Source organism: Chromobacterium indicum (assembly GCF_039708975.1).
In the GTDB taxonomy this organism is placed as follows: domain Bacteria; phylum Pseudomonadota; class Gammaproteobacteria; order Burkholderiales; family Chromobacteriaceae; genus Chromobacterium; species Chromobacterium piscinae.
The window spans coordinates 254,599-276,894 of the sequence record NZ_JAYFSJ010000002.1; the positions used below are offsets into that span (position 1 = coordinate 254,599).

At 66.3% G+C, this 22,296-nt stretch carries 22 protein-coding genes; 12 read left to right on the forward strand and 10 right to left on the reverse strand.

All coding sequences use genetic code 11. The features are described 5' to 3' along the window. The first annotated feature begins 22 nt into the window (after positions 1-22). From fliD to VA599_RS03855, 3 genes are all read left to right on the forward strand, one after another. Entirely contained in the window at positions 23-1,555 is a 1,533-nt protein-coding gene (fliD, locus tag VA599_RS03845; protein ID WP_346787712.1) for a flagellar filament capping protein FliD, read from the forward strand. Between the two features lie 79 nt (positions 1,556-1,634). Continuing rightward, on the forward strand, positions 1,635-2,324 hold the full coding sequence (locus tag VA599_RS03850; protein WP_021478788.1) for a FadR/GntR family transcriptional regulator: 690 nt from the start codon (positions 1,635-1,637) through the stop codon (positions 2,322-2,324). Between the two features lie 12 nt (positions 2,325-2,336). Beyond that, on the forward strand, positions 2,337-3,599 hold the full coding sequence (locus VA599_RS03855; RefSeq protein ID WP_346787713.1) for a CynX/NimT family MFS transporter: 1,263 nt from the start codon (positions 2,337-2,339) through the stop codon (positions 3,597-3,599). Positions 3,600-3,664: 65 nt separating this feature from the next. Here VA599_RS03855 and VA599_RS03860 read toward each other — a convergent pair whose 3' ends face one another. From VA599_RS03860 to VA599_RS03870, 3 genes are read right to left on the reverse strand one after another with little or no spacing between them, the layout of a single operon-like run. Next, complete coding sequence (locus VA599_RS03860) at positions 3,665-4,186, reverse strand: DUF2946 family protein (protein ID WP_346787714.1); 522 nt, start codon at positions 4,184-4,186, stop codon at positions 3,665-3,667. 39 nt (positions 4,187-4,225) lie between these two features. Continuing rightward, the gene (locus VA599_RS03865; RefSeq protein ID WP_346787715.1) at positions 4,226-6,721 is read right to left on the reverse strand and encodes an ABC transporter permease; all 2,496 of its coding nucleotides are present in this window, start codon (positions 6,719-6,721) and stop codon (positions 4,226-4,228) included. After that, a complete protein-coding gene (locus VA599_RS03870; protein WP_021478784.1) occupies positions 6,718-7,416 on the reverse strand; it encodes an ABC transporter ATP-binding protein in 699 nt (232 codons plus the stop codon). The genes VA599_RS03865 and VA599_RS03870 overlap by 4 nt, the downstream gene beginning before the upstream one ends. Here VA599_RS03870 and VA599_RS03875 point away from each other — a divergent pair. After that, on the forward strand, positions 7,415-8,011 hold the full coding sequence (locus VA599_RS03875; protein ID WP_346787716.1) for an arylesterase: 597 nt from the start codon (positions 7,415-7,417) through the stop codon (positions 8,009-8,011). The two genes, VA599_RS03870 and VA599_RS03875, sit on opposite strands and share 2 nt — an antisense overlap. A 127-nt stretch (positions 8,012-8,138) precedes the next feature. Next, positions 8,139-9,356 carry an MFS transporter gene (locus VA599_RS03880; RefSeq protein WP_346787717.1) on the forward strand — a complete coding sequence of 406 codons (1,218 nt, stop codon included), beginning with the start codon at positions 8,139-8,141 and terminating at the stop codon, positions 9,354-9,356. A gap of 69 nt (positions 9,357-9,425) precedes the next feature. On the opposite strand, the gene VA599_RS03885 is transcribed toward VA599_RS03880, so the two are convergent. The 4 genes from VA599_RS03885 to VA599_RS03900 all read right to left on the reverse strand — a co-directional run bounded on the left by VA599_RS03885 (position 9,426) and on the right by VA599_RS03900 (position 13,145). Beyond that, positions 9,426-10,040, reverse strand: coding sequence for a peroxiredoxin (locus VA599_RS03885; protein ID WP_021478781.1), 615 nt, complete (start codon positions 10,038-10,040; stop codon positions 9,426-9,428). A 292-nt stretch (positions 10,041-10,332) separates the two neighbouring features. Next, positions 10,333-12,126 (reverse strand): aspartate--tRNA ligase, encoded by a 1,794-nt coding sequence (gene aspS / locus VA599_RS03890; protein ID WP_346787718.1) that lies wholly within the window; start codon positions 12,124-12,126, stop codon positions 10,333-10,335. A 78-nt stretch (positions 12,127-12,204) separates the two neighbouring features. Beyond that, on the reverse strand, positions 12,205-12,858 hold the full coding sequence (locus tag VA599_RS03895) for a DUF502 domain-containing protein (protein ID WP_234004440.1): 654 nt from the start codon (positions 12,856-12,858) through the stop codon (positions 12,205-12,207). 23 nt (positions 12,859-12,881) lie between these two features. Next, positions 12,882-13,145, reverse strand: a complete 264-nt coding sequence (locus tag VA599_RS03900; protein ID WP_021478778.1) for an FmdB family zinc ribbon protein — start codon at positions 13,143-13,145, stop codon at positions 12,882-12,884. A gap of 235 nt (positions 13,146-13,380) precedes the next feature. Here VA599_RS03900 and fabI point away from each other — a divergent pair, with 235 nt between their 5' ends. Genes fabI through VA599_RS03915 form a run of 3 tightly spaced genes read left to right on the forward strand, consistent with a single transcriptional unit; the run spans position 13,381 to position 16,272 of the window. Further along, positions 13,381-14,178, forward strand: coding sequence for an enoyl-ACP reductase FabI (fabI, locus tag VA599_RS03905; RefSeq protein ID WP_021478777.1), 798 nt, complete (start codon positions 13,381-13,383; stop codon positions 14,176-14,178). A gap of 10 nt (positions 14,179-14,188) precedes the next feature. After that, positions 14,189-15,124 carry a phosphate acetyltransferase gene (locus VA599_RS03910; protein WP_346787719.1) on the forward strand — a complete coding sequence of 312 codons (936 nt, stop codon included), beginning with the start codon at positions 14,189-14,191 and terminating at the stop codon, positions 15,122-15,124. Next, positions 15,121-16,272, forward strand: a complete 1,152-nt coding sequence (locus VA599_RS03915; protein ID WP_104945240.1) for an acetate/propionate family kinase — start codon at positions 15,121-15,123, stop codon at positions 16,270-16,272. The genes VA599_RS03910 and VA599_RS03915 overlap by 4 nt, the downstream gene beginning before the upstream one ends. 7 nt (positions 16,273-16,279) lie before the next feature. On the opposite strand, the gene VA599_RS03920 is transcribed toward VA599_RS03915, so the two are convergent. Both VA599_RS03920 and rpsT read right to left on the reverse strand, forming a co-directional pair. Continuing rightward, positions 16,280-16,978: a glutamine amidotransferase gene (locus VA599_RS03920; RefSeq protein WP_346787720.1), complete on the reverse strand. Its 699-nt coding sequence runs from the start codon at positions 16,976-16,978 to the stop codon at positions 16,280-16,282. Between the two features lie 179 nt (positions 16,979-17,157). Beyond that, positions 17,158-17,421: a 30S ribosomal protein S20 gene (rpsT, locus tag VA599_RS03925; protein WP_011137294.1), complete on the reverse strand. Its 264-nt coding sequence runs from the start codon at positions 17,419-17,421 to the stop codon at positions 17,158-17,160. A 131-nt stretch (positions 17,422-17,552) separates the two neighbouring features. On the opposite strand from rpsT, the gene murJ reads away from it, so the two are divergent. Both murJ and queF read left to right on the forward strand, forming a co-directional pair. Continuing rightward, positions 17,553-19,088 (forward strand): murein biosynthesis integral membrane protein MurJ, encoded by a 1,536-nt coding sequence (gene murJ / locus VA599_RS03930; protein WP_346787721.1) that lies wholly within the window; start codon positions 17,553-17,555, stop codon positions 19,086-19,088. Between the two features lie 46 nt (positions 19,089-19,134). Next, entirely contained in the window at positions 19,135-19,968 is an 834-nt protein-coding gene (gene queF, locus VA599_RS03935; protein WP_346787722.1) for an NADPH-dependent 7-cyano-7-deazaguanine reductase QueF, read from the forward strand. A 67-nt stretch (positions 19,969-20,035) separates the two neighbouring features. On the opposite strand, the gene VA599_RS03940 is transcribed toward queF, so the two are convergent. After that, the gene (locus VA599_RS03940; protein ID WP_231151060.1) at positions 20,036-20,713 is read right to left on the reverse strand and encodes a pseudouridine synthase; all 678 of its coding nucleotides are present in this window, start codon (positions 20,711-20,713) and stop codon (positions 20,036-20,038) included. Between the two features lie 150 nt (positions 20,714-20,863). On the opposite strand from VA599_RS03940, the gene VA599_RS03945 reads away from it, so the two are divergent. Next, the gene (locus tag VA599_RS03945; RefSeq protein ID WP_031296908.1) at positions 20,864-21,571 is read left to right on the forward strand and encodes an alanyl-tRNA editing protein; all 708 of its coding nucleotides are present in this window, start codon (positions 20,864-20,866) and stop codon (positions 21,569-21,571) included. Beyond that, entirely contained in the window at positions 21,568-22,260 is a 693-nt protein-coding gene (locus tag VA599_RS03950) for an MOSC domain-containing protein (protein ID WP_346787723.1), read from the forward strand. Before VA599_RS03945 ends, VA599_RS03950 begins: the two co-directional genes overlap by 4 nt. The last annotated feature ends 36 nt before the right edge of the window (positions 22,261-22,296 follow it).

Here is a 22,296-nt window from a genome sequence, read left to right on the forward strand (position 1 = left end):
ATGTGGCTTGTGAGTGTTGGCAATGAACTCCCTGTCCGGATACAACTCCTCTTTCTCGTCTTTCGACAGCCTGCTGCCAAACTTGAGCAGTTTGTTGTCGAGCGGACTACTGCTGGGCTCGTCCAGCGCCGCCAGCCAGAGCAGCGCCAGCAGCAGCGCAGCCGATCCGATCCAGATCGAGTTGTCCACGCTGGGCCAACTGATGTCGATTCTCGGCACTTTCCAAAGCAGTCTGCAGCAGATTTACGCGCCGTCGATACGATTCGGCGGCGGCACCGCCAGCAGCAGCAATCCCGCCGTAGCCAGCGTCAGCACCTCCGCCGGCGCGCAGAACGCCAGCTACCTGCTCAATGTTTCCCAACTAGCTCAAGCGCACAGCGCGACCACCAGCTTCTCGCTGTCCGACAGCGGCACCACCGTGGTGGGCAGCGGCAGCCTGACCATCACCACCGGCAGCTATGCCTACACCAGCTCGACCTCGGCCACCAGTTTCACCGCCAACGACACGCCGGTGACCATCAGCATCAGCAACGGCACCCTGTCCAGCATCGCCAGTTCGATCAACGGCGCCGGCGCCGGAGTCGTGGCCAACGTGGTGCAGAACTCGTCCGGCGCCTATCAATTGCAGATCAGCCAGGCCAGCACCGGCGCCAGCAACAATTTCAAGATCACGGTCAGCGACAACGACGGCAACAATACCGACCAAAGCGGCCTGTCGCGGCTGGCCTTCGACCAGACCCAGGCCGTGGGCAGCGGCCAGAACCTGACCCAGACCCAGGCCGCGCTGAACGCCAGCTACACCATCAACGGCGCTTCCGGCTCCAACGCCAGCAATTTCGGCATTCAGCTGGGCAGCGGCGTGTCGGCCAACCTGCTGGCGACCGGCAGCAGCAACATCACGGTCAATGTCGATTTCGGCCAGCTCAACACCAACGCCCAGTCGCTGGCCAGCGCCTTCAATACCGCCCAGGGCGCCATCAACAGCCTGCTGGGCAACCAGGTGCGGCCAAGCAACGATCCAATCGCCGCCATGCTGCCACGGATGCTGAATCAGCAGGCGCAAAACAGCTACAGCAACGGCAGCTCGCTGCTGACCATGCTGAGCCAGGTCGGCCTCAGCTACCAGAGACCGGCGCAATACGGACTGGGCGGCACGCTGAGCCTAAACGTCAATTCGCTGCAGGCGGCGTACAACAGCGACTCCAGCGGCGCCGCCAACCTGCTGTACACGGCGGCGCAATCGCTGAACGCGCTCGCCAACAGCTACACCTCGCAGGGCAGCGGCTCGCTGGTCAATGAAACCCGCGCGCTGCAAGCCCAGCAACGCAACCGGCAACTGGTGATCCACACTCCGCAAACGCCCAATACCTTCCCGTTCAACTTGCAGAACCTGCTCAGTTACCCGTCCGGCAACAGCATGCTGTCCGCCCAGCAGATCAGCGGCCTCGCGATGTACGCGCTGGTGTATTCGATCGGCGCGCCCTACACGCTGAACGCGCTGCTGGTGGGCCAGGGGCTGGGCCTGTCCAGCAGCGGTTTCTCCGCCACCGCCTGAACCGTTCTCCCTTGGTTTTGCCCTTCTCGGCTTTTGCCGGTAAAATTCATCGGATGATTGGATGTTTAAGCCGGGATCTATGAATATTTCCGCCGCGAAACGCTCGCTGGTCGACATCGCCGTCGACAACCTGGGCCGCCAGCTGGAACAAGGCCGCTGGCCGGTGGGCAGCCGCATTCCCACCGAGCCGGAACTGGCCGACGAACTGGGCATCAGCCGCAACACCGTGCGCGAGGCGGTGCGGGTGCTGCTGTACGCCGGGCTGCTGGAAGTGCGCCAGGGCGACGGCACCTATGTGCGGGCCATCGTCAATCCGGGCGAGGCGATGCGCGCGATCAGCCGCTCCAGCCTGCGCGAGCATCTGGAAGTGCGCTGCCTGCTGGAGGAAAGCGCCGCGCGGCTGGCCGCCGAGCGCGCCAGCCGCGCCGACATCGCCCGCATCGCCGCCACGCTGGAAGGGCTGCGGCCGCAGGACGGCGAAACGCCAGAAAGTTACGCCGAGCGCGACCTCGCCTTCCATGTCGCCATCGCCGACGCCAGCGGCAACCAGGCGCTGGCCGGCCTCTACCACTTTTTCTCGCGCGCGGTGCGGCAGAGCGTCCAGGACTCGATCCGCGACGAAGCGCTGCCCGATCCGGACCTGGCCTCCCACGCCGCCATCTTCGACGCGATCCGGCAAGGCCGGCCGGACGAAGCCGGCCAGGCCGCCGCCGCCATCACCCGCCCGCTGCTGGCCACGCTGGACCGGCTGCTGGACAAGCAACAATAAGAAGGAAGCACGATGCAAGAAAATACGGGTCGGCCCCAAGCGATCGCCGACGAACTGTTGATCGATGACGACACCCCCTCCGCCGTGCCGCAAACCAGCAGCCGCAAACGCGCGCTGCTGTTATTGCTGGGGCTGGTGCTGGTGGGGCTCAATCTGCGGCCGGCGCTGTCCAGCCTGGCGCCTGTGCTGGGCATGGTCAGCGCCGATACCGGCCTCAGCCCGGCGATGTCCGGCCTGCTGACCACGCTGCCAGTGGCTTGCCTCGGCATCTTCGGTCCGTTGGCGCCGCATCTGGCGCGCCGCCTGGGCAGCGAGAAGACCATCGCGCTGGTACTGCTGGCGCTGGCTGCCGGCATCCTGCTGCGCACCCAGCTGGGCCTGTTCGGCCTGTTCGCCGGCTCGGCGCTGGCCGGCGCCGCCATCGGCGTGATCGGCGTGCTGCTGCCCGGCATCGTCAAACGCGACTTCGCCAGCCGGGCCGGCCTGATGACCGGCGTCTACACCATGGCGCTGTGCCTGGGCGCGGCGCTGGCCGCGGGCTTCACCGTGCCGGTGGCCGAACATTTCAGCCACGACTGGCGGCCCGCGCTGGCCTTGTGGGCCTTGCCGGCGGCGCTGGCGCTGGCCGTCTGGTGGCCGCAGCTGAACACCCGCCACGCCGCCGGCCGCGGCCAGTGGCGGGTCAGCGGCCTGCTGCGCGACCCGCTGGCCTGGCAGGTGACGCTGTTCATGGGCTTGCAATCGTCGCTGGCCTACATCGTGTTCGGCTGGCTGCCCTCCATCCTGATGGACCGCGGCCTCACCGCGATGCAGGGCGGACTGATGCTGTCGCTGTCCACCATGGTTCAGGTGCCGGCATCCCTGCTGGTGCCGATCCTGGCCCACCGCTGCCGCAATCAGCGTCCGCCGATCGCCATCACGTTGCTGGCGGTGATCGCCGGCCTGCTGGGCATGCTGTACGCGCCCACCGACAGCCTGATCCTGTGGGCGGTTCTGCTCGGCTTCGGCCAGGGCGGCCTGTTCAGCACCGCGCTGAGCCTGCTCGCCCACCGTTCTCCCGACCAGCACGTGGCGGCCAGCCTGTCCGGCATGGCGCAGGGCATAGGCTATATGCTGGCCTCGATGGGCCCGTTCGCCGTCGGCCTGATCCGCGGCCACAGCCATGAGGCCTGGCCGCTGGCGCTGCTGTTCAGCCTGATCGCCGCCGCCGCCTTCTGCGTCGGCATGCTGGCCGGCCGCAAACGGCTGGTCGACGTCAAGGCCGAACCAGTCTGATCCCAGCCTCCCCATGACAAAGCCCCGCCGTTGCGGCGGGGCTTTTTCTCATCCAGCCAAACGGCTTACCTGGGCCGGGCGACGATGCCGTAGCGGGCCTGCAGCGCCGGCAAGGTTTCGGTCGCCAGCGGCAGCCCGGCCTCGCCCACCTGAAGCATGGCGGGCAGCGACGCCGCATCGCCGTCCCAATCCGGCAGCGCCTCTTCCAGCACCGCGGCCAGGTCGCGGTCGTCCACCGCGGCCAGCTCGCCGCCGATTTCCAGCAGCAGCATGCCGTCCGGCGTCAGCCAGGCCGCGCGCGCCGGCACGTCGTCGTCGTAAGGCACCGTGCTCCAGCCCTTGGGCGTGCGCCGCGCCGCCAAGGGCGCGGCGTCCAATTGCACATACACTTTCTGCGGGCCGTTCTGCACATAGCAGCGGCCCTGGCCGTCGCGGCTGTAGTTGCGGTTGAAGAACTCCACCATCCCCTCATGCTGCAGCCGGGCGTCCTTGATCCACCACTGGCCACGCGCGTCCAGCCGCAGCCAGCCGAATACCGCCGGCACGTTCGGCCACTTGGCCAGCGCCGCCAACACCATTTCGTCCATCGCCTCTCCTTCCGCGGGTTCGTCCCGCTTGTTCCGCCGCTAGCCTATGGCGCGCAGCACCGTCAGCGGCGGTGTTCTCGTCACCTTGCCCACCAGCGGCCAGCCCGCCAGCGTCACCACCAGCACCCCGCCGGCCATCCCCAGCGGCAGCAGCCACCAATTGAGCAGCAGCGGCAGCGAAAACAGCTTTACCGCCGCCAGCACGCCGATTCCCATCGCCCCCAAAGCCGCCAACAAGCCGGACACCGCGCCCAGCCACACCAGCTCGGCCAGCACCACGCTGCGCACCTGCCTGCGCGACGCGCCCAAGGCGCGCATCAGCCCCACATCAGCCAGGCGCTCGTCGCGAGTGGCGGTCAGCGACGCCCACAGCACCAGCACCCCGGCCGCCAGCGCCAACAGGAACATCGCCTCGATCGCGCGCGTCAGCTTGTCCACCATCGTCCTGACTTCGGCCAGGATGCTGCCGACGTCGATCACCGACAGATTGGGAAAACGCTCCACCAGCTGATTGGCGAAAGCCTCGTCCGCCGGCTCCAGGCGGAAGCTGGTGATCCAGCTGGCCGGCTGCCGGCTGAATTGGCCCGGCGTGCCGATCACGAAGAAATTGACGCGGAAGCTGTCCCAGGGCACTTCGCGCAGGCTGGTCACCTTGGCGCGGTAGGCGGTGCCGGCCAAGTCGAAGGCCAGCGTGTCTCCCAGCTTGATGCCCAAAAGATTGGCCAGGCCCTTCTCCACCGAAAACTGCGGCTTCACCCGCTTGCCCTCGTCCCACCACTTGCCGGACACCACTTGGTTGCCCGGCGGCGGCTCGGCGCGCCAGGACAGATTGAACTCGCGCTCGGCCAGCCGCCGCGCCTGCTCGTTGTCATAGGCGGCAGGCCGCACCGGCTGCTCGTTGATGGCGATCAGCCGCGCGCGCACCATCGGCGCGAGCTCGGGCTGCGGCCGTCCCGCAGCGGCGAACGCGCCGCGCACGCTGTCGAGTTGATTGCCCTGGATATTGATCACGAACTTGTTCGGCGCGTCGGCCGGCACGCTGCGCTGCCAGGCGCCGATCAGATCGTCTCGCACCACGGTCAGGGTCAGCAGCGCCATCAAGCCCACCGACAGCGAGGCGATCTGCAGCACCGCCAGCCAGCGGCGCCGCGCCAGGTTGGCGATGCCGAAGCGCCAGCCCACCTTGCCGCCGCGCGGCAGACGGCGCAGCAGCAGCACCAAGCCCAGCGCCAACGCGCCGGACACGCCGAGAAAACCCAGCATCGCCGCCAGCAGCCAACCCGCCAGCGACCATTCCCCTACCTGCCACGAGGCCAGGCCCAGCAGCGTGGCCAGCGCCAGCACCGGCGCGATCACGCCCTGGCGCGTCGGCGGCAGCTCGTTGCGCAGCACCGCGGCCGGCGACACGTCGCGGATGCCCATCAAGGGCGGCAGCGCCAGGCCGGCCAGCAGCAGCTGCGCCGCCAGCGGGCCGATCAGCCACGGCTGCCAGCCCGGATCGGGCAGAATCTCGCCGACGTAGCCGCTGAACAATCGCATCAGCCCCAGCTGCACGCCGAAGCCCGCCAGCGTGCCGAGCAGGCCAGCCAGCAGCCCCACCAGCGCGAACAAGCCGACGAACAGCCCCCACACCTCGCCGGAGCCCAGGCCCAGGCAGCGCAGCACCGCCACCTGCTGCCAATGGCGCTGCAGGTAGCGGCGCACCACCAGCGCCACCGCCGACGCGGCCAGCGCCACGGTCAGCATCGCGGTCAGGCCGAGGAAGCGCCGCGCGCGCTCCAGGCCGGTGCGGATTTCCGGCCGCATCTCTTCCACGTTTTCCAGCCGAGCGCCCTTGGGCTTGTGCGCGCGCAGCCAGACACGGAAATCGGCGATCTGGCGGTCCTCGCCGGCGAACAACAGCCGCCAGCGGATGCGGCTGCCTTCCTGCACCAGGCCGGTGGCCGGCAGGTCGGCGCTGTTGAACATCAGCCGCGGCACGAAGTTGTAGATGTCCATGCTGCCGTCCGGCTCGCGGACGATGGCGCCGGCCAGCTCCAACTGGGCGTTGCCGACGCCGATCTCGTCGCCCAGCTTCAGCTTGAGCCGGCTGATCAGCCTGGCGTCAGCCCAGGCGGTGCCAGGCGTCGGCTGCAGCCTGCCGCTCTTTTCGCCGCCGTCCAGCAGCTGCACCGTGGTCTCGCCGCGCAGCGGGTAGCCGGCGCTCACCGCCTTGTACTGGGCCAGCGTCGCCTGCCCGGCGGCGAACACCATGGACGGAAAAGTGATGTTGTCGGCGGTCTGCAGGCCGCGCCGCGCGGCTTCCGCGCGCACCGCATCCGGCGCCATCTCGTTGCCGGAGAGCACCAGATCGGCCGCCAGCAGCTGGGTGGCCTGGGTGGTCAGCGCCTTTTCCACCCGGTCGGAGAAGAAGGCGACGCTGCTCATCGCCGCCACCGCCACCAGCAGCGCCAGGCCGAGGATGGTCAGCTCGCCCGCCGCCAGCTCGCGGCGGATGAATCGGATGACGAATCTGAAACGTCCAAGCAGGGTCATTCGGCGCGCGCTCCGTTCAGCTTGCCGTCCACCAGCCGGTAGATGGCGTCGCAGCGGCTGGCCAGCTCGTTGTCGTGGGTGACCAGCACCAGCGCCGTGCCTTGCTCGGCGTTCAGCTGGAACAACAGGTCTATGATCTGGCGGCCGGTATGCGGATCGAGATTGCCGGTGGGCTCGTCGGCGAACAACAGGCCGGGATGAATGACGAAGGCGCGCGCCAGCGCCACCCGCTGCTGCTCCCCGCCGGACAGGTGGCGCGGATAATGGCCCAGCCGCGCCGCCAGCCCCACGCGCTCCAGCATCCTCTCCGCCGCGTCGCGCGCGTCGTTGCGCCCGGCCAGCTCCAGTGGCAGCATGACGTTTTCCAGCGCGGTCAATTGCGGCAAGAGCTGGAAGTTCTGAAACACGAAGCCCACCTTGTCGCGCCTGAGCAATGCGCGGGCGTCTTCGTTCAGCCGGGACAGCGGCTTGCCGAACAGCGCCACCTCGCCGTCGCTGGGGTGGTCGAGCCCGGCCAGCAGCGACAGCAGCGTGGACTTACCCGAACCCGAGGTGCCGACGATGGCCACGCTCTCGCCGGAATACAGGGTCAGCGACGCGCTGCGCAGGATGTGCAGCACGTCGCCGCGGAAATGCACTTGTTTCGCCAACTCGCTGGCGGCCAACACCGCCTTCTTTTTCTCAGGATGGTTCATGCGTTCTATCGTCTGCAAAATGCTGTTCCCCTTGTTGCTGCTGTGGCAGCTGCCCGCCCTCGCCGCCACGGTGCTGGTATTCGGCGACAGCCTGTCCGCCGGCTACGGCCTGGCGCCGGACCAAGGCTGGGTAACGCTGCTGTCCCGCACGCTGGCCCCCAGGCACAAGGTCGTCAACGCCAGCATTTCCGGCGAAACCAGCGCCGGCGGCCTAGCCAGGCTGCCCGACGCGCTCGCCCGCCACCAGCCGGACGTGCTGGTGCTGGAACTGGGCGCCAACGACGGCCTGCGCGGCCTGCCGATGGCCGAGATGCGGCGCAACCTGCAGCGGATGATAGACCTGGCGCAAGCGCGCAAGGCCAAGGTGCTGCTGGTGGGCATGGCGCTGCCACCCAACTATGGCCCCCGCTACGGCGCCGAGTTCCGCGGCGTTTATGACGATTTGGCCCGGCGCAACCGCCTGGCCTACGTGCCGCTGCTGGTGGAAGGCTTCGCCGGCGATCTGAGCGCCTTCCAGCCGGACGGCCTGCATCCCCGCGCGGAGAAGCAGGCCACCATGATGCGCACGGTCAAGGCAAAACTGCCAGTGAAATAATGCGGCGCAACACTTGACTGTTGATTGTTTCAAATAGAAGAATAATTGGATCGCATAATCCTACAGCCATCCGCCAACCCGCTTCAGCCGACATGCGGCCAGCGGGCCGAACGGCCGCTGCGCCGCCATGCCACAGCCCTCCTTGCTCCGCCGCCTCTCCCGCCCCTATCGCGGCTTGCCGCCCAGCGTCTACATTCAGGTCGCCTGCAGCTTCATCAATAACGTAGGCGGCATCTCCAAGCTGTTCCTGCCGCTGTACCTGCGCGAAAGCTACCAGCTGCCCTACAGCCAGATCGGCACGCTGATGGCCTTCTACGGCGCCGGCATGCTGGCCGGCTCGCTGAAGGGCGGCAGCCTGAGCGACCGCTTCGACAGCCGCGCGCTGGGCGTGCTGGCTCTCGCCCTGTCCGGCCTGTGCATGGCCTTGCTGGCGCTGCAGATTCCGGTGTGGATGTTCATGCCTGTCCTGGTGCTGTCCGGCATGGCCGACGGCGGCTTCCGCCCGATCAACCAGCGGCTGGCGCTGGAGCCCTGCACCCCGCAGCAACGGCCGGTGGCCCAAGGCATGATGCGGGTGGCGTTCAACCTGGGCGTGGCCATCGCCGGCGTCACCAGCGGCTTCCTCGCCGCTTACGGCTACCAGTGGGTGTACGCGGCCAACGCCGCCGGCACGCTGCTTGGCGCCTGCTGGATGGCCTGGTCCTACAGCCGCCATCGGGAAGACACCCGGCCGCAAGCACGCCAGGCCGGCGACGAGAGCGCGCTGGCCGGCCCCTGGCGCGACGCCAGTTTCTTGCGCGCCATCTTCGCGCTGGTGCTGGTCACGCTGGCTTTCGACCAGATGTACGTGACGCTAGCGCTGTTCCTGCGCGAGCACTACCAGCTGGGGCCGCAATGGGTGGGCTATCTGTTCACCATCAACGGCCTGATGGTGGTGGCTCTGCAAATTCCGGTCAGCCGCCGCATCCTGCGCTGGGGGCTGGCGCGCAGCACCCATTTGGGCGTGTTGCTGACCGGCTGCTCCTTCCTGTGGCTGAACGCCGGCCACGGCGCATTGTGGGCGGTGCTGATGATGGTGACGCTGACATTCGGCGAGCTGTTGCTGTCGCCCAGCTACGCGCAGCTGGTGATGCATCGCTCCGAGGGCCGCCTGCGCGGCAGCTATCTGGGACTTTACAACGCCGCCTGGAACGGACGGACGCTGGTGGCGCCGGCGCTGGGCACCGCGCTGTACGGCCAGCTGGGCGGCGCGGCGCTGTGGTGGCTGTGCGCGCTGGCGGCCTGCCTGAGCGTGGCCATCCAGCACGGCGCGCTGAAAAAGATGCTGAGCCCGGCCGCGGCCTGAACGCCAAACAAAACACCCCGCCGGCTTGCGCGGGCGGGGTGCGGAACGAAATCCGGACAATGTCGCGGATTACAGGTCCTTGGCGTTCTCGGCCAGGTAGGAAGCCACGCCTTCGGCGGACGGCTTCATGCCCTTCTTGCCCTTGTTCCAGCCAGCCGGGCACACTTCGCCGTGCTCTTCGGTGAATTGCAGCGCGTCGACCATGCGCAGCATTTCGTCGACGTTGCGGCCCAGCGGCAGGTTGTTCACCACTTGGTGCTGCACCACGCCGGACTTGTCGATCAGGAAGGAGCCGCGGAAAGCGACGCCGCCGTCGGCTTCAACGTCGTAGGCCTTGCACAGGTCATGCTGAATGTCGGCAACCAGGGTGTAGCCGACTTGGCCGATGCCGCCCTTGTCGACCGGGGTGTTGCGCCATGCGGCGTGGGTGAACTGGCTGTCGATGGACACGCCGATCACTTCCACGTTCTTGGCCTTGAATTCAGCCAGGCGGTGGTCGAAGGCGATCAGTTCGGACGGGCAGACGAAGGTGAAGTCCAGCGGGTAGAAGAACACCACGGCGTACTTGCCGGCGGTGGCTTGCTTGAAGGAGTAGTTGTCTACGATCTCGCCATTGCCCAGCACGGCGGAGAAAGTCTTTTCACCAGCGAAGAACGGGGCTTGCTTGCCAACGAGTACGGCCATTTTAATCTCCTTAAGGGTCTTGATATGACGGCGCGTTCCTGATCGGGCATCGGAAAACGCCGTGGATTGCGGAGCTTTATAAAACACTGCGTCCGGACCCGGCAAATTGTAAATCGATATCGTTGCGATAAAGTTTTGCAATTGCCGGACGCGGGACCGCCCCGGCTGAGCGGGGGCTATCCCATCAGATGGGGATAGGCCGCTGAAGTTTCAAGCCGACGGCCATCAGCGGGCCGCGCGCGAAAAAAAACGGACAGCATGCTGTCCGTTTTCTCCACGCGATCCGTCAGGATCAGGCGCTCGGCTCGGCCTTCTGGCGCAGGCGCAGGTTCAGCTCGCGCAGCTGCTTGTCGTCCACCGCGTTCGGCGCGTTGGTCAGCAGGCACTGGGCGCGCTGGGTCTTCGGGAAGGCGATCACGTCACGGATGGATTCCGCGCCGCACATCAGCGTCACCAGACGGTCCAGGCCGAAAGCCAGGCCGCCGTGCGGCGGCGCGCCGAACTTCAGGTTGTCCAGCAGGAAGCCGAACTTGTTCTGCTGTTCTTCCGGGCTGATCTTCAGCGCGCCGAATACCTTCTCCTGGATCTCGGCGCGGTGGATACGGATCGAGCCGCCGCCGATTTCCCAGCCGTTCAGCACCATGTCGTAGGCACGTGCCAGGCAGTTGGCCGGATCGGTGGCCATCAGGTCCTCGTGGCCCGGCTTCGGGCTGGTGAACGGATGGTGGCAGGCGGTCCAGCGGTCGGCTTCCTCGTCGTGCTCGAACATCGGGAAGTCAACCACCCACAGCGGACGCCATTCCTTGACGAAGTAGCCGTTGTCCAGGCCGTGCTCGTGGCCGATCTTGATGCGCAGCGCGCCGATCGCCTCGTTCACCACCTTGGCCTTGTCGGCGCCGAAGAAGACGATGTCGCCGTTCTGCGCGCCGGTGCGCTCGATGATCTGCTTCAGGCCGTCGGCGGACAGGAACTTCACGATCGGGGACTGCAGGCCCTCTTCGTTCAGCTTGCTCACGTCGTTGACCTTGATGTAGGCCAGGCCCTTGGCGCCGTAGATGGCGACGAACTGGGTGTAGTCGTCGATTTCCTTGCGGCTGAACGACGCGCCGTTCGGCACGCGCAGGGCCACCACGCGGCCGTTCGCCATGTCGGCGGCGCCGCGGAACACCTTGAACTCTTCCGACTTCATCACGTCGGTCAGTTCGGTGAACTTCAGCGAAACGCGCATATCCGGCTTGTCGGAGCCGTAGTAGAACATGGCGTCGCCGTAGGTCATTCGCGGGAAGGTCGGCAGCGTCACGCCCAGCACGTCGCTGAAGATCTCCTTGGTCATGGTCTCGGTGATGTCCATGATCTGGTCCTCGTTCAGGAACGAGGTCTCGATATCGATCTGGGTGAATTCAGGCTGGCGGTCGGCGCGCAGGTCTTCGTCGCGGAAGCACTTGGTGATCTGGTAGTAGCGGTCGAAGCCGGCCACCATCAGCAACTGCTTGAACAGCTGTGGCGATTGCGGCAGCGCGAAGAATTCGCCCGGATGCACGCGGGACGGCACCAGGTAGTCGCGGGCGCCTTCCGGGGTGGAGCGGGTCAGCATCGGGGTTTCGATGTCGATGAAGCCCTGCTTGTCCAGGTGGTTGCGCACGCCCATCGCCACTTTGTAGCGCAGGCGCAGGTTCTTCTGCATCGCCGGGCGGCGCAGGTCGATCACGCGGTTGGTCAGGCGGACGTTTTCCGACAGGTTCTCGTCGTCGATCTGGAACGGCGGCGTGGCCGCGGCGTTCAGGATTTCGATTTCCTTGGCCAGGATTTCGATCTCGCCGGAGATCATCTTGCTGTTGGCGGTGCCGGCCGGGCGCTCGCGCACGATGCCGCTGATGGACAACACGTACTCGCCGCGGCTGCTGTCGGCCAGCTTGAACGCTTCCGGGGTGTCCGGATCGATCACCACCTGCACCAGGCCTTCGCGGTCGCGCAGGTCGATGAAGATCACGCCGCCATGGTCGCGGCGGCGGTGGGCCCAGCCTTTGACGGTCACGGTTTGACCGAGGTATTTCTTGTCGATGAGTCCGCAATAATCGGTGCGCATTGGGTAAACCTTTTTGATTGAATTCTTCGAAGTTCCCGCTAGGGGACGACATGCTTAGGGGCTAGACAGGGTGACGGCCTAGCCCTGCCGATTATGTTCATCATTCAGCCGCGGGCGCTGAGCCTGCGGCGGCGGGTTCGGAACCACCACGCCCATGGAAATGACGTACTTGAGCGCCTCGTCGACGCTCATGTTCAGTTCGCGGGTGTCGCTGCGCGGCACCACGATGAAATAGCCCGAGGTCGGGTTCGGCGTGGTCGGCACGTAAACGCTGACCAGTTCCTCGCCGCTCTCCGCGTGGCAGAGGATTTCCTGGGCCGGCGTGCCGGTCTGGAAAGCCACGGTCCAGGCATTTTGATGCGGCCAGCGCACCAGCAGCGCGTTCTTGAACGCGTTGCCGGAGTCGGACAGCAAGGTGTCGCTGACCTGCTTGACGCTGTTGTAGATCGAGTTGACCACCGGCGTGCGCGACAGCAGGCCGTGCCAGAACTCCACCAGGCGGCGGCCCAGCACGTTGGCGGCCAGCATCCCTGTGCCCATCACCACCAATACCGCGAACACCACCCCCAGGCCGGGGATATGCATGCCGAACAGCTGCTCGGGGCGCCACTCGGCCGGCAGCAGCGTCAGCGTCTGGTCCAGCGAACCGATGATCAGGTTCAATACCCAAAGGGTGATCGCCAGCGGCAGCCAGATCAGCAGGCCGGCGATCAGATAGCCCTTCAGGGTCATTTTGATTTGCGGGGGAACCGACATCAGTCGCAACCGCAGCCGGCGCCGCAGCTATGGCCCCCGGAAGAGGCGGAGTCGCCGGAGGAGGACGAAGACGAGGAAGCGCCGCCCTTGAAGTCGGTGGCGTACCAGCCCGAGCCCTTCAGCTGGAAGCCCGCGGCGGACAGCTGCTTGTTGTAGTCGGCGCTGCCGCATTCCGGACAGGCGGCCACTGGCGCGTCGCTCAGTTTCTGCAGGTGTTCCTTGGCGACGCCACAGGCGCCGCAACGATATTCATAGATCGGCATAGCTTTACTTTCCCGCCAATTGACCACAATGGCATAATACGCATGATTGCTGCACTGCACCACATCCGGAACTAAACTCAGGACAGGTCTGACTGTACAGATGCGGCCGCCAGCTTTCAAACACAAGTGCGCCGCCTGCAAACCAACCATTATATCCGACTGAAACGGCAATACAAAAACCACTTTTAATCATTCTGCTGCAACACCGCCCTGCAACGCTATCCCGGAGGTCCAAATGGTTTACCAAGAAGGTCAGATGGAAAGCATACGCAACATCCTCGCCGGCAAGAGAGGACTCATCGTCGGCATCGCCAATGAAGACAGCATCGCCTACGGCTGCGCCAGCGTGCTGCATCAACTGGGCGCGGAGTGCGCGGTCACCTACCTCAACGCCAAAGCCGAGAAATACGTGCGGCCGCTGGCCGAAGCTTTGCAGGCCAAGCTGGTGCTGCCGCTGGACGTGGAGCAGCCGGGCCAGCTGGAGCATGTGTTCGCCGAGATAGAAAAGCACTGGGGCGGGCTGGACTTCATCATCCACTCCATCGCCTATTGCCCGATGGAAGACTTGCACGGCCGCGTCACCGACTGTTCGCTGGCGGGCTTCCAGCAGGCGATGCGAGTGTCGTGCTACTCGTTCATCGAGATGGCGCGGCTGGCCGAGCCGCTGATGAAGCGCGGCGGCAGCCTGATCACGATGAGCTATTACGGCGCCGACAAAGTGGTGGAAAACTACAACATCATGGGTCCGGTCAAGGCGGCGCTGGAAAGCGTGTCCCGCTACCTGGCCAACGAGCTCGGCCCCAAGCGCATCCGCGTGCACGCGGTGTCGCCCGGCCCGCTGAAGACGCGCGCGGCCTCCGGCATCGCGCATTTCGACCAGTTGATCGAGGACGCCATCTCCCGCGCGCCGCAGAATCGCCTGGTGGAGATCGAAGAAGTGGGCATGACCTGCGCCTTCCTGATTTCCGACGCCGCCAGCGGACTGACCGGCCAAACCATCTACGTAGACGGCGGACACCACATCAAGGCTTGAGGAGAGCGGCATGATTCACGATACCCACGCATTCGACGACATCCTGCAACAGGCGCGCCAGCTGGGCGCGCTGCCGATGGCGGTGGCCCACCCCTGCAGCCGCGAATCCTTGCTGGGCGCGGTGGAGGCCGCCGACAACGGCATCGCCACTCCCATCCTGGTGGCGCCGCAGGCGCGGCTGCAGAAACTGGCCGACGAATTGGAAATCGACATTCGGCGCTTCGAATGCATAGATGTGGAGCACAGCCACGCCGCAGCCTCGCGCGCGGTGCAGCTGACCCGCGACGGCTACGCCGACATCCTGATGAAGGGCAGCCTGCACACCGACGAATTCATGAGCGCCGCGCTGGCGCGCGACACCGGCATCCGCACCGACCGCCGCATCAGCCACGTCTGGGTGATGAAGGTGGAAAGCTATCCGCGCTACCTGTTCATCACCGACGCCGCGGTCAACATCGAGCCGGATCTGATTACCAAGCGCGACATCTGCCAAAACGCCATCGACCTCACCCACGCGCTGGGCATCCCTTGCCCCAAGGTGGCCATCCTGGCCGCGGTGGAAACCATCAACCCCGACATGCGCTCGACGCTGGACGCCGCCGCGCTGTGCAAGATGGCCGACCGCGGCCAGATCACCGGCGCCATCCTGGACGGCCCGCTGGCTTTCGACAACGCCATCTCCAAGGAGGCTGCAGAGAGCAAAGGCATCGTCTCGCCGGTGGCCGGCGATCCCGACATCCTGCTGGTGCCGGACCTGGAAGCCGGCAATATGCTGGGCAAACAGCTGACCTACCTCGCCCAGGCCGCCTCCGCCGGCATCGTGATGGGCGCGCGGGTGCCGATGGTGTTGACCAGCCGCGCCGACGACGCCAGCGGCCGCCTCGCCTCCAGCGCCATCGCCAGCCTGCTTGCCCATCAGAAACGCCGCCAGGGAGGACGTCCATGAACCGCTGCCTGCTGGCGATCAACGCCGGCTCCGCCACGCTGAAGTTCCGCGCCTTCTCGCTGGACGGCCAGACGCTGCTGGCGCGCGGCATGGTGGACCGCTTCGGCAGCCGCGAGGCCTTGTTCTCGCTGGCCGACGCCAATGGCCAGAAACTGGCCGAACGCGGCCTGGCCGACGCCGCGCACGACACCGCGCTGGCGGCGGCGCTGAACGGCCTGGCCGACCAGGGCCTGGAAGCGCGGGCCCTGGCCCACCGCGTGGTGCATGGAGGCAACCGCTTCCGCGAACCGGTGCGGATGGACGCCGATGTGCGAACGGCGCTGGACGACTACATCGCGCTGGCGCCGCTGCACCAGCCGGTCAGCCTGGCGGTGATAGACGCCTTCAGCCGGATAGATCCGCAGCTGCCGCAAATCGCCTGCTTCGACACCGCCTTCCACTCCACCCAGCCGACGGTGGCCACCCGCTTCGGCATCGCCCGCCACTGGCATGACGAGGGCGTGCGCCGCTACGGCTTCCACGGCCTGTCCTACGCCGCCATCGCGCGGCGGCTGCCGGAAATCGGCCTGGCCCACGGCAAGGTGGTGGTCTGCCACCTGGGCAGCGGCGCCAGCGCCTGCGCGATCGAATCCGGCAAGAGCGTGGCGTCCAGCATGGGGTTTTCGGCGGTGGACGGCCTGATGATGGGCAGCCGGCCCGGCTATATCGACCCGGAGGTGATCCTGTACTGGCAAGAGCATGAAGGCATGGGGGTGAAGGACGTGCGGCGCGAGCTGTACAAGAACTCCGGCCTCTTGGGCGTGTCCGGCGTGTCGGCCGACATGCGCGAGCTGCTGGCCAGCGAGTTGCCGGAGGCCCGCGAGGCGGTGGAGCTGTTCTGCTACCGGGCGGCGCGCGAGGCGGCCAGCCTGGCCGCGGCGATGCGCGGCCTGGACGCGTTGATCTTCACCGCCGGCATAGGCGAGCACTCGGCGGAGGTGAGGGCCAGGATCTTGCAGCAGCTGTCCTGGCTGGGCTTCGAGCTGGACCACGCGGCCAACCTCGCCCACGCGCGCCGGCTCACCGCCGCCGGCAGCCGTCTGCCGGCCTATGTGCTGCCCACCGACGAGGAAGGCGAGATGGCCCGCCAGGCGGCGCGCCTGCTGTAGACTCTGGCTAGGCGCGGATGCCGCTCAGCCAGCTAGTTATCACCTGGGCGGCCAGCGCGGGCAAGGCGTCGCCGTGCCGCCGGTTCTGCTCGCGCAGCTCGCGCGGATCGATGCCGGCCGCCGCCAGCTCGCCGCTGTGGCCGATCAGCCAACGTTCCAGCTGCGCCGGCTCCACTTCCGGATGGAATTGCAAACCGAGGGCGTAATCCTCGACGGCGAAAGCCTGGTGAGGACACAGCTCGCTGCCCGCCAGGCACTGCGCGCCGTGGGGAATGGCGAACTGATCGCCATGCCAGTGCAGCACCGGCGCGTCGGCCAGCGGCGCCAGCGGCGACACCCTGCCGGCATCCGTCAGACGCAGCGGCGCGTAGCCGATTTCCTTATGCCCCATCGGCGCCACCGGCGCGCCAAGCGCGCTCGCCATCAATTGCGCCCCCAGGCAGATGCCCAGCGTCGGCCGCCGCCGCCTCAGCCTCTGCTCCAGCAACAATCGCTCCTGCTGGAGAAACGGATACAGATCGTCGTCGCCGACGCCGATCGGACCGCCCAGCACCACCAGCAGGTCGGCCTGCTCCAGAGCCGGACTGTCCAGCCGGTCCACCCCGGCCTCGCGGTATTCGATGCGGTAGCCGCGCATTTCCAACTGGCGGTGCAAGGACCCGAGATCCTCGAACGCGACATGGCGAATCGCAATGGCGGTTTTCATCGGCAGCGCCTCCTTTTTATGCAAAGTCAATGGCTACGAGTATGCATAAGCCCCTTGCCCTTGTCGACGCGGGAAAGGACAACGCCCCCGCCGCATCGCTGCGACGGGGGCGCGGATACACAAAAGGCCCCGCTATTGCGGAGCCTCTGCGTATTCTTGCAGCCTGGGCTGTCGATCGATTAGGCCATGGCCTTGATCTGAGCGGACAGACGGCTCTTGTGACGAGCAGCCTTGTTCTTGTGGAACACGCCCTTGTCAGCAATGCGGTCGATCACTTTTTCCGAAGCCTGGAACACCACGCGAGCGGCGGCCTTGTCGCCGGCTTCAATTGCCTTGAGCACTTTCTTCACTGCGGTACGGAACGCAGTACGCAGGCTGGCGTTATGCGCGCGCTGCTTAAGGGCTGTGCGTGCACGCTTGCGAGCTTGTGCGCTGTTAGCCATGAATCTTTCTCCTGATAGCGGAATCTGAAACCCGCGATTCTAAGCCCTAAACTCAGGTTTTGCAACAATAAACCCGCCAGCGTAAACTAGCGGGCTTGCTCAATCCGTCCAGTATCGGCCGTCAAACCAAAATGAACCTGCTCAAGGCCCTGGCTGCAGTCAGCAGCATGACCATGGTGTCCCGCGTCCTCGGCCTGGTGCGCGACACCCTGGTCGCCCGCATCTTCGGCGCCGGCATGGCCGCCGACGCCTTCAACGCCGCCTTCAAGATTCCCAACATGCTGCGCCGGCTGTTCGCCGAAGGCGCGTTCTCGCAGGCTTTCGTGCCCATCCTCGGCGAGTACAAGCAGAACAAGACCCATGAGGAAACGCGCGAGTTCGTCGCCAAGGTCACCGGCGTGCTGGGTTCGGTGCTGCTGCTGGTGACGGCGATAGGCATGCTGGCCGCGCCCGCCATCATGTGGATCTCGGCGCCGGGCTTCTACCGCGAGCCGGCCAAGGCCGCGCTGTTCGCCGACATCCTGCGGGTGTCTTTCCCTTATATATTCTTCATTTCGCTGTCGTCGATGACCGGCAGCATCCTGAACAGCTGGGGAAAATTTTCAATCCCGGCCTTCACACCCACCTTCCTGAACCTCAGCTTCATCGTGTTCGCGCTGTGCTTCACCCATTACTTCCATCCGCCCATCATGGCGATGGCGTGGGCGGTGTTCGTCGGCGGCCTGATCCAGCTGGTATGGCAACTGCCCTTCCTGAAGCAGGTCGGCATGCTGGCCCGCCCTATCCTCGCCTTCCGCGATCCGGAAGTGTGGCGGGTGATCCGGCAGATGGGCCCAGCGATCTTCGGCGTGTCGGTGGCCCAGATCTCGCTGCTGATCAACTCCACCTTCGCCTCCTTCCTGCCCACCGGCAGCGTGTCGTGGATGTATTACGCCGACCGGCTGATGGAATTCCCGTCCGGCGTGCTGGGCGTGGCGCTCGGCACCATCCTGTTGCCATCCTTGTCCAAGCACGCGGCCAGCAAGTCCGACGCCGAGTTCAGCGTGCTGCTGGATTGGGGCATCCGGCTGTCTCTGCTGCTGGCGGTGCCGGCCACCGTCGGCCTGGGCCTGCTATCCGGCCCGCTGCTGTACACCATGTTCATGTACGGCAAGTTCAGCGCCCACGACGCGCTGATGTCGCAGCAGGCGGTGATCGCCTACTCCTTCGGCCTGCTCGGGCTGATTCTGGTCAAGGTGCTGGCGCCGGGCTTCTACGCGCGCCAGGACATCAAGACGCCGGTGCGCATCGCAGTGACCACCTTGATCATCACCCAGGTGATGAACCTGGCCTTCGTGTTCCCGCTGAAGCACGCCGGCCTGGCGCTGTCGATCGGCCTCGCTTCCTGCATCAACGCCGGCCTGTTGATGTACACGCTGCGCAAGCGCGGCATCTACCGGCCCGAGGCCGGCTGGAAATCCTTCCTCGCCAAACTCATCGTCGCGATCGCGGCGATGGCCGCCGCGCTGCTGGCCTGCCTGCAGTGGCTGCCGATAGACTGGCACGGCCACGCCTGGCAGCGCGCGCTGTGGCTGCTGCTGCTGGTCGGCGTCGGCGCGGCGGTCTACTTCGCAGCCTTGTTCGCGCTGGGCTTCCGCCCGCGCCAATTCATGCGCCGCGAGCATTGAGCCACCTGGCTATGATTCATCAGCATTCGGTTAGAAAGTCGCAACCATGAGCCATCTCACCCCCGAACATTCGCCGCTGGGCAAGACCGTCAGTTATCAGGACCATTACGATCCCTCCCTGCTGTTCCCGATCGCGCGCCAGGCCAAGCGCGACGAAATCGGCGTGGATGAAGCCGCGCTGCCCTTCGCCGGCGTCGACATCTGGACCGGCTTCGAGCTGTCCTGGCTCAACCCCCGCGGCAAGCCGCAGGTCGGCATCGCCACCTTCCGCATCCCGGCCGCCAGCCCCAGGCTGATCGAGTCCAAGTCGTTCAAGCTCTACCTGAACAGCTACAACCAGACGCGGATGGACGGCGTCGACGCCCTCTCCGCCCAGTTGGCGCGCGACCTGTCCGCAGCCGCCGGCGCGGAGGTTTCGGTCTCCATCGCGCTGCCGCAGGCCTTCGCCGCCGAACAGGTACGCGAACTGGCAGGCGAGTACATCGACGAGCTGGACATCGAGGTCGACCACTACGCGCCCTGCCCTGAGGTTCTCAAGGCCGACGCCGCCGACATCGTCAGCGAGACGCTGTGCAGCAATCTGTTGAAATCCAACTGCCTGGTCACCGGCCAGCCGGACTGGGGCAGCGTGTCCATCCGCTACACCGGGCCGAAGATAGACCGAGAAGCGCTGCTGAGATATCTGATCGGCTTCCGCCAGCACAACGAATTCCACGAGCAATGCGTGGAGCGCATTTTCGTCGACGTGCTGCGCGCCTGCGCGCCGCAAAAGCTGACCGTCTACGCCCGCTACACCCGCCGCGGCGGACTGGACATCAATCCGTGGCGCAGCAATGCGGACGCCCCGCCGACGGACAACGTCCGCGCCGCGCGGCAGTAAGCCGCCCGGCCGGCCAAAACAAAAGGGATGCCGAAGAGCATCCCTTTTTTGCGGACAAGGCCCGGCCTCAGAACGGCGCCGGCGCCTCGAACTCCATCTCCTCGAAAGTCACCGGGTGGCGCAACACCAGCCGCGACGCGTGCAGCAGCAGGCGGTCGGCCTTGGCCAGCGCCTCCGGCGGCGCGTAGATGTCGTCGCCGAGGATGGGGTGGCCGGACTCCAGGTGCAGCATGTGCATGCGCAGCTGGTGGGCGCGGCCGGTTTGCGGGTCCAGTTCCATCCGGCTGATGTTGCGGCCGGTGTCGCGCAGAATCACCCGGTAATGGGTGATGGCTTCCTTGCCCTCATCGAAATCCACCTTTTGCCGCGGCCGGTTCGGCCAATCGATGATCAGCGGCAGGTCCACCGTGCCGCTATTGCTTTCCACGATGCCGTCCACCACCGCGATATAGCGCTTCTTCACCTTGCGGTCCATGAAGGCGATGGACAGCGCGCGCTGCATCTCCGGGCCGCGGCCCATCACCACCAGGCCGGAGGTGTCCATGTCCAGACGGTGCACGGTCAGCGCGTCCGGGTAAACCTTCTGCGCGCGACTGATCAGGCAATCGGCCTTGTCCTCGCCCCGCCCCGGCACCGACAACAGGCCGCTGGGCTTGTCCAGCACCAGCAGGCAGCTGTCGGCGTAGATCACGGAAAGGCCGGTGTCCGGCGGCGGATTGTAGTGTTCCAGATTGTGTCTTTGCATGGCTAACGGCTTTAAAAATCGATTGGCGGCGATTATCGGCGTTAAAGCCTTGCGCCACAAGCTGTTACCGTCTTTTCTCCGCGGCGCTGTCACTTGAAATCCCGCCCGGCAGCCGTCACCCTGTCCAGACAAGACGACAAAGGACGCATCATGACGGAACGATTCTATCAAGCCCCCTACCAGACCCGCCTGGCCACCCGCGTGCTCAGCCACGACGACGCCGGCCTGACGCTGGAAGACACGCTGTGCTATCCGCTGGGCGGCGGCCAGCCCGGCGACAGCGCCACCCTGACGCTGGCCGACGGCGCGACGCTGCGCATCGCCGACACCCGCCGCGACCGCGAGACCCGCGCCATCCAGCACCAGACCGAGAGCGATGTCCGCCTCGCGCCGGGAACCGAGGTGACGCTGGAGCTGGACTGGGACCGCCGCTACCGCCACATGCGCATCCACACCTGTCTGCATTTGCTGGGCGTGGTGATCAAGGCCGGCGTCACCGGCGGCAACATGACCGCGGAGTCGGGCCGGCTGGACTTCGCGCTGCCGGAAGGCATGGAACTGGACAAGGAGCATATCGAGGCCGAGCTGAACCGGCTGGTGGCCGCCGACCTGCCGCTCGCGGTGAAAATGACCAGCGGCGAAGCGCTGAAGGCGCAGCCTGAGCTGATCCGCACCATGTCGGTGACGCCGCCCTTGCACCTGCCGGAAATCCGGCTGATCGAGGTGGAGGGCGTGGATCTGCAGCCCTGCGGCGGCACCCACGTCGCGCGCACCGGCGAAGTGGGCCGGGTGCGGGTGAAAAAGATAGAAAGCAAGGGCGCGCGCAACAAGCGGGTAGTGGTGGAGCTGGCGGAATGAGCCGGGAAACCGTCATCGGCAGCGTGCTGGCGGTATTGACCGGCAAAGCCGCTCCCTATGTCCGTCCCGGCGCGCTCAGCGCCATCGCCAAGCAGCCGCTGGCGGGACGCGCATCCGTGGGCGCGCTGGGCCTGGCCGGCGACGAGCAGGGCGACCCGCGCCACCACGGTGGCCCGCACAAGGCGGTGCACCTGTACGCCTTCGAGCATTACGCCCGCTGGCGCGGCGAAATCGGCCCGCGTCCGGCGCTGGAGCAGCCCGGCGGCTTCGGCGAAAACCTCAGCACCCTGGGCATGGACGAGACCACGCTGTGCCTGGGCGACCAATTGGCCATCGGCGCCGCAGTGCTGGAAATCTCCCAGGGCCGCCAGCCTTGCTGGAAGCTCAATCACCGTTTCGACCAGCGCGACATGGCCAAACGCCTGCAGGACAGCGGCCGTACCGGCTGGTACTGCCGGGTGCTGCGCGAGGGCGATGTCGGCGCCGGCGACGACATCCGCCTGCTAACGCGTCCGCACCCCGACTGGACGCTGGCGCGACTGGCCGAAGTGTTCTACCGCCGCGGCCTGGAACGCGAGTTGCTGCTGGAGATCTCCCGGCTGCCGCTGGTGGAGTCCTGGCGACAGCTGATCGAGAAAAGGCTGGAAAGCGGCCAGCTGGAAGACTGGAGCCGCCGGCTGGACGGCTAGGCAAGCAAAACGGGGACCGAACCGGTCCCCGTTGCT

Bases quoted from the DNA above. Each gene is read 5' to 3' on its own strand.
- VA599_RS03940 (WP_231151060.1), bottom strand. From the start codon at position 20,713: ATGCAAAGACACAATCTGGAACACTACAATCCGCCGCCGGACACCGGC.
- VA599_RS03875 (WP_346787716.1), top strand. From the start codon at position 7,415: ATGCGTTCTATCGTCTGCAAAATGCTGTTCCCCTTGTTGCTGCTGTGG.
- VA599_RS03880 (WP_346787717.1), top strand. From the start codon at position 8,139: ATGCCACAGCCCTCCTTGCTCCGCCGCCTCTCCCGCCCCTATCGCGGC.
- VA599_RS03945 (WP_031296908.1), top strand. From the start codon at position 20,864: ATGACGGAACGATTCTATCAAGCCCCCTACCAGACCCGCCTGGCCACC.
- rpsT (WP_011137294.1), bottom strand. From the start codon at position 17,421: ATGGCTAACAGCGCACAAGCTCGCAAGCGTGCACGCACAGCCCTTAAG.
- VA599_RS03950 (WP_346787723.1), top strand. From the start codon at position 21,568: ATGAGCCGGGAAACCGTCATCGGCAGCGTGCTGGCGGTATTGACCGGC.
- VA599_RS03850 (WP_021478788.1), top strand. From the start codon at position 1,635: ATGAATATTTCCGCCGCGAAACGCTCGCTGGTCGACATCGCCGTCGAC.
- VA599_RS03910 (WP_346787719.1), top strand. From the start codon at position 14,189: ATGATTCACGATACCCACGCATTCGACGACATCCTGCAACAGGCGCGC.
- queF (WP_346787722.1), top strand. From the start codon at position 19,135: ATGAGCCATCTCACCCCCGAACATTCGCCGCTGGGCAAGACCGTCAGT.
- aspS (WP_346787718.1), bottom strand. From the start codon at position 12,126: ATGCGCACCGATTATTGCGGACTCATCGACAAGAAATACCTCGGTCAA.
- VA599_RS03860 (WP_346787714.1), bottom strand. From the start codon at position 4,186: ATGGACGAAATGGTGTTGGCGGCGCTGGCCAAGTGGCCGAACGTGCCG.
- VA599_RS03885 (WP_021478781.1), bottom strand. From the start codon at position 10,040: ATGGCCGTACTCGTTGGCAAGCAAGCCCCGTTCTTCGCTGGTGAAAAG.
- VA599_RS03900 (WP_021478778.1), bottom strand. From the start codon at position 13,145: ATGCCGATCTATGAATATCGTTGCGGCGCCTGTGGCGTCGCCAAGGAA.
- VA599_RS03855 (WP_346787713.1), top strand. From the start codon at position 2,337: ATGCAAGAAAATACGGGTCGGCCCCAAGCGATCGCCGACGAACTGTTG.
- fabI (WP_021478777.1), top strand. From the start codon at position 13,381: ATGGTTTACCAAGAAGGTCAGATGGAAAGCATACGCAACATCCTCGCC.
- VA599_RS03865 (WP_346787715.1), bottom strand. From the start codon at position 6,721: ATGACCCTGCTTGGACGTTTCAGATTCGTCATCCGATTCATCCGCCGC.
- VA599_RS03870 (WP_021478784.1), bottom strand. From the start codon at position 7,416: ATGAACCATCCTGAGAAAAAGAAGGCGGTGTTGGCCGCCAGCGAGTTG.
- VA599_RS03895 (WP_234004440.1), bottom strand. From the start codon at position 12,858: ATGACCCTGAAGGGCTATCTGATCGCCGGCCTGCTGATCTGGCTGCCG.
- VA599_RS03920 (WP_346787720.1), bottom strand. From the start codon at position 16,978: ATGAAAACCGCCATTGCGATTCGCCATGTCGCGTTCGAGGATCTCGGG.
- fliD (WP_346787712.1), top strand. From the start codon at position 23: ATGAACTCCCTGTCCGGATACAACTCCTCTTTCTCGTCTTTCGACAGC.
- murJ (WP_346787721.1), top strand. From the start codon at position 17,553: ATGAACCTGCTCAAGGCCCTGGCTGCAGTCAGCAGCATGACCATGGTG.
- VA599_RS03915 (WP_104945240.1), top strand. From the start codon at position 15,121: ATGAACCGCTGCCTGCTGGCGATCAACGCCGGCTCCGCCACGCTGAAG.